This is a genomic window from Pantoea folii (assembly GCF_056678875.1).
This window is the reverse complement of record NZ_JBWXON010000015.1, coordinates 45946-59366: the sequence shown is the minus strand read 5'-3', so window position 1 is coordinate 59366 and position 13421 is coordinate 45946. Positions and strand designations below refer to the sequence as shown.

Sequence of the window (13421 nt, the reverse complement as noted above, 5' to 3'; positions counted from 1 at the left end):
AAATGGCACAAAAATATCATTTTTAGGAAAAATGGCTTTACTGTGCCGCAGGGAAGTTGCGCTTAATCGGCGCAAAGTCACTGGCGTTTTTACCTAACAAACGCTGAGGGCGGAAATCTGCCAGTAACTCACTGGCCTGATCCTGCACCAGTTCCTGCGCCACCAGCTTGCCAATCAACGGTGACAATGTGATTCCACTGTGTGTCACTGCCACATACACACGCTGATGAGGCGTGACGTAGCCAATGGCAGGTAATCCATCCGCCGGTCTGGCGCGTTGACCAATCACAATGTTCTCAATCTGCAATTCGCCTGCATCTGCAAACAACGCGTGGTAGCGATCGCGGAACTGTTGGGCAATATCCCCATGGAGCGAAGGTGGCGAGGCAGGATCGGCAATATCGTCCAGTTCCAGTGCTTGTAATAACAACCGCCCACCGCCATCCGGGCGCACGTTGAGCTGTGGTGAGATCAGATTGGATGATAGTGACAGCGGCTGTGGCGCAGTTCGCGCGAGGAAGCTACAGGCCACCGCGTTGGGTTTGCTGGTGTCGAGTAGCGCCAGATCAAGATGGAGGGTGTTAAGCAGTTGATTGGCCCAGCGGCCGGTGGCAATCACTACGTGATCGCCCTGCCACTGCTCGCCATTTGTCAGATGCAGCGTGACGCTATCAGCCCGTTCGCTAACACGTTCAATCGCATGTTGTTGATGTAATACCGCTCCATTGGCACGCGCTTCAGACCAGAGTCGCGACAGATACAGCGCCGGATGCAATACCGATTCCGTTGGGAAATGCCAGACGCTGCCACTTACCGCCTGTGAACGCAGATCCGGCACTTCACGCTGCAACGCATCCGGTGTCACCTCATGCGCGGGATAACCCAGCGATTGCAGGGAGGTAGCACGCTGAAGTAGCCTCTGCTGCGCCTCGCCTTCTGCCGCCCACTCCCAGGTGCCACAAGTTTCCAGCCAGCGCAGACCATTGGTTTGCGAGAGTTGCAAACGCGTGTGTTCTTCCATAGCGAGGGCATTGAGCTGGTGATAACTGAGCGGTTGTTTACCGTTGGAGTTGACCCAGGCGAAGGTGGTGCTGCTGGTACCTGCACCAATATGCTGCTGTTCAAAAATCGTAACCTGTACGCCCTGCAAGGCTAATGCGCGCGCCACCGCTAAACCGATGACGCCGCCGCCCACTACCGCAATCTTTTGGGTTGTCATGAATGGCTCCTGAATGAATAGCCCTATCATAACAACGTTCATCGGCAGAGATTGCAATCGCTATAGAACACTTACTGCGCAGGATATAAGAAAATCCTCTGATGCCAGAGAATAAATTTATACCGCCGTCAGCATTTTTCCGTTTGAGAAATAGGCTAGTAAATTCTCCAGCACATTATTCGCCATGCCTTCACGGGTTTCATGGGTGGCACTGGCAATATGCGGCGTTAATAACACATTATCTAATTCACGCAGCGCAGGATGAATAACCGGCTCTTGCGGGAAAACATCCAGCGCGGCGCCTTTTATCACACCCTGCTGCAATGCCTGGATAAGATCGTTTTCATTCACCACCGTGCCGCGTGCAATGTTGATCAGCACCCCCGATTTCCCCAACGCCGCCAGTACTTTTGCGTCCACCAGCTGGATATTTTCCGGGCTACCCGGCAGCGCCAGCACCAGGAAATCACTGAACGCCGCCAGCTGTTCAATGCTCTCGCAGCGTTGGTAAGGCACATTTTTCTGGCTGCGCGCGGTGTAAGCGATCTCCATACCGAATGCTTCAGCCCGGCGAGCGATGGCCAGTCCAATCGCACCCAAGCCCGCAATGCCCATGCGTTTTCCGCTGGCTTTACTGGAAAGCGAAGTACCGGTATTTTCCCACGCACCAGAACGGGCGAACTGATGATTGGCCACCAGGTTGCGTGAAAAAGCTAAGGTCAACGTCATGGCTAAATCGGCGACATCATCGGTAAGAATATCGCTGGTGATGCTCACCTGAATATCATGTGCAGCGGTGTAATTCAGGTCGATACGATCGGTTCCCACCCCAAACACCGCAATCGCTTTACAGGCCGGCACCTGTTCCAGAATCGACGTTTCTACACCCACGTCACCGCGCGTCACTATGCCTTGAATCTCTTTGCCCTGGCGCTGAAGAAATAGCGCAGGGTCCTGCTCATTATATAAACGATGACAATGAAAATGTTGCGAGAGTTTTTCGTCCAGCTGCGGCATCAGTGGCTGAATAATCAGAATATGAGGTTGCGAAGACATCATTATTTTCCTGGATGGATAAGCGTGTCGTTTCAGACTACCGGATGAATTTATGTTACGGCACCCTTGTTACTTTTTTCGCTAATACGATCACGGGGAAAGTGCAATGAATCCTGGTGGAGAATCAGGTTTTATTTCGGATCTGTCTTTACCGTAATGCGTTGAGCGCGCTGGCGAACTCACCTTACGCAGTCTACGGTTAATAAAAAAACCATAACAATTCAACTTACCATGGAAAGCCGCTATGACCGCCCATGTCGACATCACAGCAAGCCAGGAACACGAACTTCACTCTTTGCAGCAATTATTGCAGACGCATCTTGAGCAACTGCTGCCTGCGGGTCAGCCGAGCGATCAGGTTCGTGCCGCCATGCGCGCCGGAGCACTGGCACCGGGTAAACGCATTCGTCCACTGTTGCTGCTGTTGGCTGCGCGAGATATGGGCAGCAAAGCATCGCAACAGGGCATTCTTGATCTCGCCTGCGCGGTTGAAATGGTGCATGCCGCGTCGCTGATCCTCGATGATATTCCTTGCATGGACAATGCTCAGATGCGACGCGGGCGCCCAACGGTGCATCGCGAATTTGGCGAAAGCGTGGCGATTCTGGCGGCGATTGCCCTGCTGAGCCGCGCCTTTGAAGTGATTGCCGTTGCGCCAGGTTTAGCCGCCCTGCAGAAATCAGAGGCGATTGCCGAACTCTCTTCTGCCGTAGGTTTACAAGGTTTGGTGCAGGGTCAATTCCAGGATCTGCATCAGGGCGCGCAATCGCGTAGCCCGGAAGCCGTCGCATTAACCAATGAACTTAAAACCAGCGTGCTGTTCCGAGCCACTTTGCAAATGGCGGCGATTGCCGCGGAAGCAACACCCGCTATGCGCCAGAAACTCAGTTATTTCGCGCAGGATTTGGGTCAGGCTTTCCAATTGCTCGATGATCTCGCCGACGGCAGTAAACACACCGGCAAGGACATTAATCAGGATCAGGGTAAATCGACGCTGGTACAGATGTTGGGGGCCGAAGGTGCTGAGCGCCGCTTGCGTGAACATCTGCGCAGTGCCGATGCGCACCTCGCCTGCGCCTGCCATCGTGGCATAGCGACCCGCCAATATATGCACGCCCTGTTTAATCAACAGCTGGCGATGTTTCACTGATCGCGGGACTGCCGATGGGGCACTTTGCCGTGATTGCGCCGCCACTGTATAGCCACTTTCACGCGCTGCAGGCGTTGTCACAGACGCTGATTGCGCGCGGTCATCGCATCACCTTTGTGCAACAGGATGATGCACGTCTCCTGCTAACGGATGAATGTATAGGATTCAGCACCGTAGGTGAGCGCAGCCATCCCGCCGGTTCGCTGGCACGGGTGTTACAGCATCTGGCCTCGCCCCTTTCGTTATGGCGGGTAATCAGTGATATCGCCGCCAGCACCGATATGTTGTGTCGTGAACTGCCTGCGCGTTTAACCTCGCTGCAAGTCGATGGTGTGATTGCCGATCAGATGGAAGCGGCGGGTGGCTTAGTGGCAGAAGCGTTGCACCTTCCCTTTGTTTCAGTGGCCTGCGCGCTGCCGGTGAATCGCGAGCCTGGCATACCGCTGGCGGTGATGCCGTTTCGCTTTGGTCAGGATGAAAAATCACTGCAACGTTTTCAGGCCAGCCAGGATATTTATGATCGTCTGATGCAGCGCCATGGCGCGGTGATCAGCCACAATGCGCAACGATGGGGTTTACCCGATCGCCACAGCCTGCATCAATGTTTGTCACCGCTGGCGCAGATTAGCCAACTCGTTTCGGCATTTGATTTTCCGCGCCAGCATCTGCCAAGCCATTTTCACGCTGTGGGTCTGCTGCAGGCATCGCATCCTCCCCGCAGTGCCAGCGCGCCCTGGCCAGAATTGCGACAGCCGGTGGTTTATGCCTCTTTTGGCACCTTGCAAGGTCATCGTTTTCGCTTGTTCCTGCATCTGGCACAAGCGTGCCGCAACCAGCAGCTCTCGTTGGTGATTGCCCATTGTGGCGGTTTGGACGCCAATCAGGTGCAGCAGCTTGAGCGCGCCGGTGCGGCGTGGGTGACGGATTTTCTCGATCAGCCAGCCGCGCTGCAACATGCGCAGCTGTTTATCACCCATGCCGGACTCAACAGCACGTTAGAGTCATTGGAATCGGGCACCCCAATGCTGGCGCTGCCGCTGGCCTTTGACCAACCCGGCGTGGCGTCTCGTATTGCATGGCACGGTGTCGGTCATCGTGCGTCTCGCTTTAGCCGCGTGCATCAGCTGGAGCAGCACCTGCAGCAACTGTTGACGGATGACGGCTATCGGCTGCGGATCTCGCCCATTCAGGCGCAGCTACAGCGCGCCGGTGGTTGCGAGCGAGCCGCTGACATTGTGGAGCAGGCATTAGGTCAGCAACGCGTTGTGCTGGCGGAGGCGACCTGATGCTCAAACATTATGACGTGATTTTGGTGGGGGCCGGCCTGGCTAACGGGCTGATCGCGCTGCAGTTACGCCAGCGTCATCCCCAGCTGCGTGTTCTGATGCTGGAAAGTCACGCGCATCCGGCAGGTAATCATACCTGGTCCTTTCATCAGGACGATCTCAGCCCCGATCAGCTTCAGTGGCTGCAACCGTTGATTGCCCACCGCTGGCCCGGCTATCAGGTGCGTTTCCCTACACTGCGCCGCAATCTCAGCGGGGAATATTGCTCAATCACCTCTGTAGATTTTGCCCAACGGCTTTATGAGGTCATGGCGGATGATCTCTGGATCAATACCCCGGTGAATGAGGTGCGACCCACCCAGGTCACCCTGGCCGACCATCGCGTACTGCATGCTGCGGTGGTGATTGATGGTCGCGGCCTGCAACACACGCCGCATCTGCAACTGGGCTATCAAGCCTTTGTCGGTCAGGAGTGGCATCTGGCGAGGCCTCACGGTTTAACGCAGCCAATCTTGATGGATGCCACAGTGGACCAGCAGCAAGGCTACCGTTTTGTTTACACCTTACCGCTGAGTGCGGATCGTCTTTTAATTGAAGATACGCACTACATTAACCAGCCCACGCTGACAGAGCACACCGCGCGGCAGAATATCGCCGACTACGCCAAAGCGCACCACTGGCCATTGAGTCTTCTGCTGCGTGAGGAGCAAGGTTCGCTGCCGATTACGCTGAGTGGCGATATCGATGCTTTCTGGCAGCAACAGCGTGGTCAGCCGTGCAGTGGATTGCGCGCAGGCTTGTTTCACGCCACCACCGGCTACTCGTTGCCCTCGGCCATGGCGCTGGCGGAGTTAATCGCCCGGTTACTGCCCTGTGATGCGGCAACGCTCAGTCGCGCCATCGAACAGTTTGCGCGCGAGCAATGGCGAACACAGCGTTTTTTCCGGCTGCTCAACCGGATGCTGTTTTTGGCTGGACGCCCGGAGCAACGCTGGCGTGTGATGCAGCGCTTTTATCGGCTGGATGCCGGATTAATCAGCCGCTTTTACGCCGGGCAACTCCGCCTCAGCGACAAAGCGCGCATTTTATGTGGCAAACCGCCCGTGCCGATCGGCGAAGCGGTGCGCGCACTGATGACGACCTCTTCTAAACCAGGGAAGAAATAATGAAACGCACCTATGTGATTGGCGCCGGTTTTGGCGGCCTGGCGCTGGCTATCCGGCTGCAGGCGGCCGGTATTCCCACCACGCTACTTGAGCAGCGCGATAAACCCGGCGGACGCGCCTATGCCTGGCAGGAACAGGGTTTTACTTTTGATGCCGGGCCCACGGTGATCACCGATCCTACGGCGATTGAAGAGCTGTTTACGCTGGCCGGAAAATCACTCAGCGATTATGTCGAGTTAATGCCGGTTACACCCTTCTATCGCTTGTGCTGGGAGGACGGTAAACAGCTCAACTACGACAACAATCAACCGTTGTTGGAACAGCAAATTGCCGCCTTCAATCCGGCCGATGTGGCAGGTTATCGCCAGTTCCTCGCCTACTCACGCGAGGTGTTTAAAGAGGGCTATCTGAAACTAGGCACTGTCCCTTTTTTGCATTTTCGTGACATGTTGCGCGCCGGCCCTCAACTGGGCCGATTGCAAGCGTGGCGCAGCGTTTACAGTATGGTGGCAAAATTTATACAGGACGATCACCTGCGTCAGGCATTCTCTTTTCACTCGCTGCTGGTTGGCGGTAATCCTTTTGCAACGTCCTCGATCTATACCTTGATTCATGCGCTGGAACGCGAATGGGGCGTATGGTTTCCGCGTGGTGGCACCGGTGCGCTGGTGCAAGGCATGGCAAAACTATTTACCGACCTGGATGGCGAATTGTTGCTCAACGCCGAAGTGAGTCAGCTGGAAACCCAGGGCAATCGCATAAGTGGCGTGCAGTTGAAAGATGGTCGCCGGTATGCAGCTAATGCGGTGGCATCGAATGCCGATGTGGTGCATACCTATGATCGGTTGCTGCGTGGGCATCCTGCCGCCAGCAAACGTGCGGCCTCGCTGAAACGTAAACGCATGAGCAATTCGCTGTTTGTACTCTATTTCGGTCTGAATCACCCGCATTCACAGCTGGCGCATCATACCGTGTGCTTTGGCCCGCGCTATCGTGAGCTGATCGACGAGATTTTTAACAGCAGCCAGCTTTCAGACGATTTTTCGCTTTATCTGCATGCACCCTGCTCCAGCGATCCATCACTGGCTCCGGCAGGCTGTGGCAGTTTTTATGTATTGGCACCGGTGCCGCATCTCGGCACGGCGGCGATTGACTGGCAACAGGAAGGACCGCGTTTACGCGATCGCATCTTTGCTTATCTGGAGGAGCACTATATGCCGGGACTACGTCAGCAACTGGTGACGCACCGCATGTTTACGCCGTTTGATTTTCGCGACACGCTGCACGCCCATCAGGGATCCGCGTTTTCGCTGGAACCGATTTTGACGCAGAGCGCATGGTTCCGCCCGCACAACCGCGATGCGGATATCGCCAATCTCTATCTGGTCGGGGCGGGTACGCACCCTGGCGCGGGCGTACCCGGTGTGATTGGCTCGGCGAAAGCCACTGCGCAACTGATGCAGGAGGATCTCGCTGGATGAATCGCCAACCCCTGCTGGAGCAAGTGACTCAGACCATGGCGGTGGGCTCAAAGAGTTTTGCCACCGCCGCGAAACTGTTCGATGCGCCCACGCGGCGCAGCACGCTGATGCTGTACGCGTGGTGTCGCCACTGCGATGACGTGATTGATGGACAAACGCTGGGCGAAAGCGGCACACAACATGTGGTGGAAGATGCCGAAGCGCGCATGCTGCATCTGCAAATTGAAACCCGCCGTGCTTACAGCGGTGCGCACATGGATGAACCCGCGTTCAAAGCATTCCAGGAGGTGGCGTTAATTCACCAGTTGCCGCCACAGTTGGCGTTTGATCACCTGGAAGGCTTTGCGATGGATGCGCGTGAGGCGCGCTACGTGACGTTCGACGATACTTTGCGCTACTGCTATCACGTCGCGGGAGTGGTGGGCCTGATGATGGCCCGTGTGATGGGCGTCCGTGACGAAGCGGTGCTGGATCGCGCCTGCGATCTGGGGCTCGCCTTCCAGCTCACCAACATTGCCCGCGACATCGTTGAAGATGCGCAGAACGGGCGCTGCTATCTGCCGCAAAGCTGGCTGGATCAAGCGGGCTTAACCGGCCAGAATCTTGCCGATCCGCAACATCGCGCTGCCCTGGCACCACTGGCCGCGCGACTGGTGAGCGAAGCAGAACCCTATTATCACTCTGCTCGTTCCGGCTTACCAGGGTTGCCGCTGCGTTCCGCGTGGGCTATCGCCACCGCACGCGGCGTCTATCGTGAGATTGGGGTGAAAGTGCAACATGCGGGTGAGCACGCCTGGGATGCGCGACAACGCACCAGCAGCGGCGAAAAACTGGCGCTGCTGGTGAAAGGTGCTGGCCTGGCGCTTACTTCACGTTTGACTCGTCCGGAGTCGCGTCCTGAGGGGTTGTGGCAGCGTCCGCGTTAACGGATTTATGCCGCTGTCGCAGCGCCGCCTGCAATTTATGCAATGGCGGCGCATAGAGAAAGCCGAAAGAAACACATCCTTCCCGTCCTCGCACCGCATGATGCATGCGGTGCGCCATATACAGACGCTTGAGATAGCCTTTGCGCGGGATATAGCGGAACGGCCAGCGTTGATGCACCAGCCCGTCATGTACCATGAAATAGAGTACGCCGTACAAGGTTACGCCCGCACCAATCCATTGCAGCGGCCAGTAGCCGTTTACGCCGATGTAGATCAGCGCAATCGCCATGAACATAAACACCACGGCATAGAGATCGTTGAGTTCAAATTTGCCGTCGTGCGGTTCATGGTGTGATAAATGCCAGCCCCAGCCCCATCCGTGCATAATGTACTTATGCGACAGTGCCGCCACCCCTTCCATCACCACCACTGACGCCAGCAAGATCAGCGTATTCCATAACCAAAGCATCGTGCATCCATTTGTGTTGAACAGAGGCTTTAAAAGTGGACGCGGATAGGTCGAGAGGCAAGTCAATAACGTTTATTTTTGTTGGATTGATGGCAGTTGAGTTTTCATCCATACTCATCGACATTACTACACGTGTAGTCCACACGGGGGATTTATGCCTAATACCAGTGTAAACCAGAAGAAAACCGTCAGCGTCACCGTCGAACCCATGCTATTGCAACAAGCCAGAGAGGCCGGTTTAAACTTATCTGCGATTCTTGCTGAGGCTTTGCGACAAGAAATACGGGTAGCCGCTGCAGAAAAATGGAAACAAGAAAATAGTGCCGGTTTACAGGAACTGAACCGCATAACTGAAGAGCATGGCTTATTGTCGGATGAACACAGGACGTTCTAAATATGCAGTACATAATATATAACAACACCAGTAAAAACAGTGCTTACCCTTATCTGGTCGATGTTCAAAGCGATATCATTGATCAGCTCACAACGCGTATTGTCATTCCTTTGTACCCTATGAATCGACTTAAGGCTGATCAGGTAAAACGGCTTAACCCCGTTATCGAAATTGAGGGAGAGGGCTATCTCGTCATGACCCATGAAATGGCAAGTGTGCCCGCATCTCTGTTAGGAAAACAAGTGATGGATGCGCGCCCTTATCGCCAGCAAATCAAAGATTCTATTGATTTTATCTTTGATGGATTTTGAAACTTTACATGTCAAACGTCCCTCGTTAGTATTCCCCTCCTCAGCGGAAATGAACTGCTGCGTAAGCGTTAACGTCAATCAACGCACCATATGCAGAATCGTTCTGCCTCAACTCTATGGTGCGCAAATATGTCCCATACCACTATTGCCCAAAATCCAGCCCTGCGACGCGCGGGTTTTTTCTTGTTTCTGTTGCTGCTTACTGCTGCCAACCTGCGCACGCCGATCACCGCCACCGGCCCCATACTGGAGAATATCCGCGCCAGTTTTGGACTGAGCGCCAGTGCCGCAGGCGTGATCAACTTTTTACCGCTGCTGATGTTTGCCACGCTGGCACCGCCTGCCGCCTGGTTTGGTAATCGCTTTGGCCTGGAACGCAGTTTGTGGGGCTCGCTGCTGCTGATCACGCTGGGGTCGTTGCTGCGCATTACCGGCAGTGAAAATGCCATGTGGGCAGGAACCCTTATTCTGAGTTCCGGGATTGCCGCCGCCAATGTCCTGTTGCCACCGCTGATCAAACGTGACTTTACTGAGCACACGGCACGCTATATCGGGTTGTATGCCATGGTGATGGGGATTTCAGCCAGTATTGCATCGGGGATTGCGGTGCCGCTGGCTGAAATCAGCTCCGCAGGTTGGCGTCTTTCGCTCGCGGTGTGGCTGGTGCCCGCGTTTATCGCGCTGCTCGCCTGGCTACCTTATCTGAAAAAGTCGGGGCCGCAGGTGCACGCCGCAGCAACTCACAGCGTGACGCGATCGCCCTGGCGCTCAGCATTGGGCTGGCAAGTTTCGCTGTTTATGGCCAGCCAGTCACTGCTGTTCTATACCCTGATTGGCTGGTTCACCCCGTTTGCGCAGGATAACGGTATCAGTCAGATCGAAGCGGGTGGCATGCTATTCGTCTATCAAATTGTGGCCATCGTCTCCAATCTCGCCTGCATGAGCGCCCTCAAACGCCTGAGAGATCAGCGCGCTATTGGCTTTGTCGCTTCATTCCTGATTTTTGTTGCGGTGGGCGGCTTACTGCTGCTGCCTTCATGGTCACTTTTGTGGCTGATTCTGGCTGGATTGGGCGCGGGCGCATCGCTGGTGATCAGCCTTTCACTGTTTAATCTGCGCACCCAGGATCATCGCCAGGCATCAAAACTCTCCGGCATGGCGCAGTGCGTCGGTTACGGACTGGCGGCACTTGGCCCGCTGTGTTTCGGTATGCTGCACGATGCCAGCGGTAACTGGCTGGTGCCGCTGATCATGTTACTGGCAGTCACCGTGGTTCAGATGACGATGGCGCTACTGGCGGGCCGCGCCCGCCATATTTGATATCAGGCGGAGACCCGACTTTCCTGACGTTCGAGTTCACGCACCCGCGGAATCACTTCGCGGCCGAAGAACTCAACGTCCTCATGGAAGTGCAGAAACGCCAGCAGCAACAAATCGACGCCTGCTCGCTTCAACGCCATAATGCGCTCGGCGATCTGTTGCGGGGTGCCGATTAAATTGGTCTTAAAGCCGTCGTTATACTGCACCAGATCTTCAAACGACGATTTTGCCCAGTTGCCCTCACCTTCGGGTGAGGCACTTCCCGCGTTTTTCACCTCATGCTGGAAGCCTTTAACAGCATCCGGATTGGCTTTTGCGATGATTTTATGCAATACGTCCCGGGCTTCCTGCTCTGTATCGCGGGCGATCACGAAGCCGTTTAAACCAATTTTAACCTGATGTCCGTGCGTGATGGCTTTCGCCTGAATGTCTTCAATTTGCTGCTGAACGCCCTCCGGCGTATTGCCGTTGGTGAAGTACCAATCCGACACGCGTGCCGCCATATCACGCGCTGCACGGGAACTGCCGCCCTGGAAGATTTCAGGTAAAGGTAAAAGAGGTTTGGGTTTTAATGCGTAATCGCGGAAGCGATAGAAGTCTCCGGCAAAGGTGAAGCTGTCTTCACGCCAGATACCTTTAAGGCAGCGGATAAATTCTTCAGACCGTAGGTAACGCTCTTCATGATCGAGCCAGGGTTCGCCAATCGCTTTAAATTCGCCCCGGAACCAGCCGCTGACAATGTTAACGGCAATGCGTGGACCGTAAAGATGGCTGATGGTAGCGATCTGCTTGGCGGCCAGCACGGGATTCCATGGGCCGGGCAGCAGCGCGGCAATCACTTTGAGCGTTGAGGTATGGCTCAGCAAGTCCTGTGAGAAGGTCACCGATTCATGCTGGTTATCTGCACCGTATCCGGCAGTAAATCGAATCTGCGTCAGGGCATAGTCGAATCCTGCCTTTTCAGCGATTTTTGCCAGTTCGCGATTATACTCCGCGTCCCAACGGGTGCGCTGTTCAATCTGACTGATCACCAATCCGCCGGACACATTGGGCACCCAGTAGGCAAATTGCAGGGGTTTCTGTTCTGACATCGGCTTCTCCTGTCGATATATAGCTTAAAAATATGAATTTCTATAAAGTTCAATCTTTTCGATATATAAAGGGCAATGCAGCAGCTGTGCCAGATTTTCATGAATTTAAGCATTTGATTTTATTGAGATGGGAGCGTTACTTAACGGGTGAGAAGTTGCAAATACAACAGCCGTTGTAAAACGCCCGTCGCCATTGCAACAGTGAGAGGAGAAGAAATTGAATCTGCGCGTTGAAACCATCACCCCGTATGTCCCCGGATTTTCGTCACTCAAAGCGGAGAGCATCGACCTGGGTTTCAATATGCTTCGCAGGCTCGATGATAATTGGCGCAACGGCACCAATTGTTTCGATCTCCCTGGCGAAAAGCTATTGGGGCTGTTTTCATGCCATCAACTGATTGGTGTTGGCGGGCTGAATCAGGACCCATTCATGACAAATTGTCGGGCTGGCAGGGTTCGTCATCTCTATTTAGGTCAATGTTATCGCGGCATGGGGCTGGGAACGTTGTTACTGCAGCAGATCATTCAGGATGCGGTCATCCATTTTGCTCTGATTAATACCCGTGCACCGCACGCAGCGTATTCCTTCTATGAACGGTTGGGTTTTCAGTGCTTAGCGGATCAGGATATCAGCACGCATCGGCTACAGCTCATTGCCGCGACTAAGTGAGCGCATCCCTCCTCGGTAGCGCGTCAATAAACTCCCGAATCTGCGGCCTGTTATCGTCCTTCCGCCACACAGCATATAAGGTTATTTCCAGCGGTAACCACGGCAACATCACCAGTGAAACGGTATCTGCGACCCGACTCGCCAGGCTTTGTTGAATGAAGGTAAACCCCAGGCCCGCTTCCACGCAGGCCAGGGCAGCCAGCGGCCCGTTCACCTCAAAGGTAATATCCGGCTGGAAACCCGCTTGCTCACATGCAGCCAGTAAGCGGGCGCGCGCAGCTGGATTGAGGTGCGCATGATCGGCGATCCAGCGCTGTTTTTGTAAATCTGCCGGTGTGGGTGTAGCGATGGTTTGTGCTTTTGGCATGGCTAACAGAATCGGTTCCGTCAGCACTTTTTTCTGCAAAAACCAGTCGCCCTTTTCGGGAGGGGTATGCAGTAGCGCTACATCCAGCGCCCTTTCCTCAAGTAATTCGCGTTGTTGCTGGGATCGCATCGCGTGCAGATGGATAGCGGTGCCGCTTTGCTGATCAATCCGGGCAATGGCATCTGGCAGTATGCGCGAATGTATCGCCGCCTCAACATAACCAATATCCAGACGCCCCCTGGCCGTCTGCGTCAGGCTGCGGCCATAATCGGTGAGACGCGCATGATGTTGCAGAAAAGGCGTGACCTCATCCAGAAATTTTCGCCCTGCTTCCGTCAATCGCAGACGCTTTTTCTCACGATGAAACAGCGTGACGCCGAGTTCACTCTCAAGTTGTTGAATTTGCCTGCTCAGCGGGGATGCCGAGATATGCAGCTTTTCCGCCGCCTGACCGACATGTTCCAGCAGCGCCACAGTCGCAAAAGATCGCAATAATTTAATGTCCACAGCTTTTT

Annotated in this window: 14 protein-coding genes; 9 read left to right on the top strand and 5 right to left on the bottom strand. The window is 54.8% G+C overall.

Going from position 1 to position 13421, the window contains the following annotated elements:
- Window positions 1-37: 37 nt before the first annotated feature.
- Together AC1MDE_RS17390 and AC1MDE_RS17385 are read right to left on the bottom strand one after the other, a co-directional pair.
- Entirely contained in the window at window positions 38-1219 is a 1182-nt protein-coding gene (locus AC1MDE_RS17390; RefSeq protein WP_058961627.1) for an NAD(P)/FAD-dependent oxidoreductase, read from the bottom strand.
- 117 nt (window positions 1220-1336) lie between these two features.
- Entirely contained in the window at window positions 1337-2278 is a 942-nt protein-coding gene (locus AC1MDE_RS17385; protein WP_058961626.1) for a 2-hydroxyacid dehydrogenase, read from the bottom strand.
- Between the two features lie 241 nt (window positions 2279-2519).
- Here AC1MDE_RS17385 and AC1MDE_RS17380 point away from each other — a divergent pair, with 241 nt between their 5' ends.
- From AC1MDE_RS17380 to crtB, 5 genes are read left to right on the top strand one after another with little or no spacing between them, the layout of a single operon-like run.
- Window positions 2520-3425 carry a polyprenyl synthetase family protein gene (locus tag AC1MDE_RS17380; protein WP_268152616.1) on the top strand — a complete coding sequence of 302 codons (906 nt, stop codon included), beginning with the start codon at window positions 2520-2522 and terminating at the stop codon, window positions 3423-3425.
- 14 nt (window positions 3426-3439) lie between these two features.
- Entirely contained in the window at window positions 3440-4711 is a 1272-nt protein-coding gene (locus AC1MDE_RS17375) for a glycosyltransferase (RefSeq protein ID WP_479403243.1), read from the top strand.
- Window positions 4711-5877 carry a lycopene beta-cyclase CrtY gene (gene crtY / locus AC1MDE_RS17370; protein ID WP_479400344.1) on the top strand — a complete coding sequence of 389 codons (1167 nt, stop codon included), beginning with the start codon at window positions 4711-4713 and terminating at the stop codon, window positions 5875-5877. Before AC1MDE_RS17375 ends, crtY begins: the two co-directional genes overlap by 1 nt.
- Entirely contained in the window at window positions 5877-7358 is a 1482-nt protein-coding gene (locus AC1MDE_RS17365; RefSeq protein WP_479401832.1) for a phytoene desaturase, read from the top strand. The genes crtY and AC1MDE_RS17365 overlap by 1 nt, the downstream gene beginning before the upstream one ends.
- Entirely contained in the window at window positions 7355-8284 is a 930-nt protein-coding gene (gene crtB, locus AC1MDE_RS17360) for a 15-cis-phytoene synthase CrtB (protein WP_479401830.1), read from the top strand. The genes AC1MDE_RS17365 and crtB overlap by 4 nt, the downstream gene beginning before the upstream one ends.
- Here crtB and AC1MDE_RS17355 read toward each other — a convergent pair.
- On the bottom strand, window positions 8223-8753 hold the full coding sequence (locus tag AC1MDE_RS17355; RefSeq protein WP_479400346.1) for a sterol desaturase family protein: 531 nt from the start codon (window positions 8751-8753) through the stop codon (window positions 8223-8225). The genes crtB and AC1MDE_RS17355 overlap by 62 nt on opposite strands.
- A gap of 154 nt (window positions 8754-8907) precedes the next feature.
- Here AC1MDE_RS17355 and AC1MDE_RS17350 point away from each other — a divergent pair, with 154 nt between their 5' ends.
- The 3 genes from AC1MDE_RS17350 (at window position 8908) to AC1MDE_RS17340 (ending at window position 10778) form a co-directional block, all read left to right on the top strand.
- Window positions 8908-9147: a type II toxin-antitoxin system CcdA family antitoxin gene (locus AC1MDE_RS17350; RefSeq protein ID WP_058962011.1), complete on the top strand. Its 240-nt coding sequence runs from the start codon at window positions 8908-8910 to the stop codon at window positions 9145-9147.
- A gap of 2 nt (window positions 9148-9149) precedes the next feature.
- On the top strand, window positions 9150-9458 hold the full coding sequence (locus tag AC1MDE_RS17345) for a CcdB family protein (protein ID WP_268152618.1): 309 nt from the start codon (window positions 9150-9152) through the stop codon (window positions 9456-9458).
- A gap of 129 nt (window positions 9459-9587) precedes the next feature.
- The gene (locus AC1MDE_RS17340; RefSeq protein ID WP_479400347.1) at window positions 9588-10778 is read left to right on the top strand and encodes a CynX/NimT family MFS transporter; all 1191 of its coding nucleotides are present in this window, start codon (window positions 9588-9590) and stop codon (window positions 10776-10778) included.
- Window positions 10779-10780: 2 nt separating this feature from the next.
- Here AC1MDE_RS17340 and sfnG read toward each other — a convergent pair whose 3' ends face one another.
- Entirely contained in the window at window positions 10781-11869 is a 1089-nt protein-coding gene (gene sfnG / locus AC1MDE_RS17335) for a dimethylsulfone monooxygenase SfnG (protein WP_480344893.1), read from the bottom strand.
- Between the two features lie 217 nt (window positions 11870-12086).
- Here sfnG and AC1MDE_RS17330 point away from each other — a divergent pair, with 217 nt between their 5' ends.
- Window positions 12087-12539: a GNAT family N-acetyltransferase gene (locus AC1MDE_RS17330; protein WP_479400349.1), complete on the top strand. Its 453-nt coding sequence runs from the start codon at window positions 12087-12089 to the stop codon at window positions 12537-12539.
- Here AC1MDE_RS17330 and AC1MDE_RS17325 read toward each other — a convergent pair.
- Window positions 12532-13413 carry a LysR family transcriptional regulator gene (locus AC1MDE_RS17325; RefSeq protein WP_479400350.1) on the bottom strand — a complete coding sequence of 294 codons (882 nt, stop codon included), beginning with the start codon at window positions 13411-13413 and terminating at the stop codon, window positions 12532-12534. The two genes, AC1MDE_RS17330 and AC1MDE_RS17325, sit on opposite strands and share 8 nt — an antisense overlap.
- Window positions 13414-13421 lie beyond the last annotated feature (8 nt).

Coding starts and splice junctions, on each gene's coding strand:
- AC1MDE_RS17390 (WP_058961627.1), bottom strand. CDS start 1,219: ATGACAACCCAAAAGATTGCGGTAGTGGGCGGCGGCGTCATCGGTTTA.
- AC1MDE_RS17385 (WP_058961626.1), bottom strand. CDS start 2,278: ATGATGTCTTCGCAACCTCATATTCTGATTATTCAGCCACTGATGCCG.
- AC1MDE_RS17380 (WP_268152616.1), top strand. CDS start 2,520: ATGACCGCCCATGTCGACATCACAGCAAGCCAGGAACACGAACTTCAC.
- AC1MDE_RS17375 (WP_479403243.1), top strand. CDS start 3,440: ATGGGGCACTTTGCCGTGATTGCGCCGCCACTGTATAGCCACTTTCAC.
- crtY (WP_479400344.1), top strand. CDS start 4,711: ATGCTCAAACATTATGACGTGATTTTGGTGGGGGCCGGCCTGGCTAAC.
- AC1MDE_RS17365 (WP_479401832.1), top strand. CDS start 5,877: ATGAAACGCACCTATGTGATTGGCGCCGGTTTTGGCGGCCTGGCGCTG.
- crtB (WP_479401830.1), top strand. CDS start 7,355: ATGAATCGCCAACCCCTGCTGGAGCAAGTGACTCAGACCATGGCGGTG.
- AC1MDE_RS17355 (WP_479400346.1), bottom strand. CDS start 8,753: ATGCTTTGGTTATGGAATACGCTGATCTTGCTGGCGTCAGTGGTGGTG.
- AC1MDE_RS17350 (WP_058962011.1), top strand. CDS start 8,908: ATGCCTAATACCAGTGTAAACCAGAAGAAAACCGTCAGCGTCACCGTC.
- AC1MDE_RS17345 (WP_268152618.1), top strand. CDS start 9,150: ATGCAGTACATAATATATAACAACACCAGTAAAAACAGTGCTTACCCT.
- AC1MDE_RS17340 (WP_479400347.1), top strand. CDS start 9,588: ATGTCCCATACCACTATTGCCCAAAATCCAGCCCTGCGACGCGCGGGT.
- sfnG (WP_480344893.1), bottom strand. CDS start 11,869: ATGTCAGAACAGAAACCCCTGCAATTTGCCTACTGGGTGCCCAATGTG.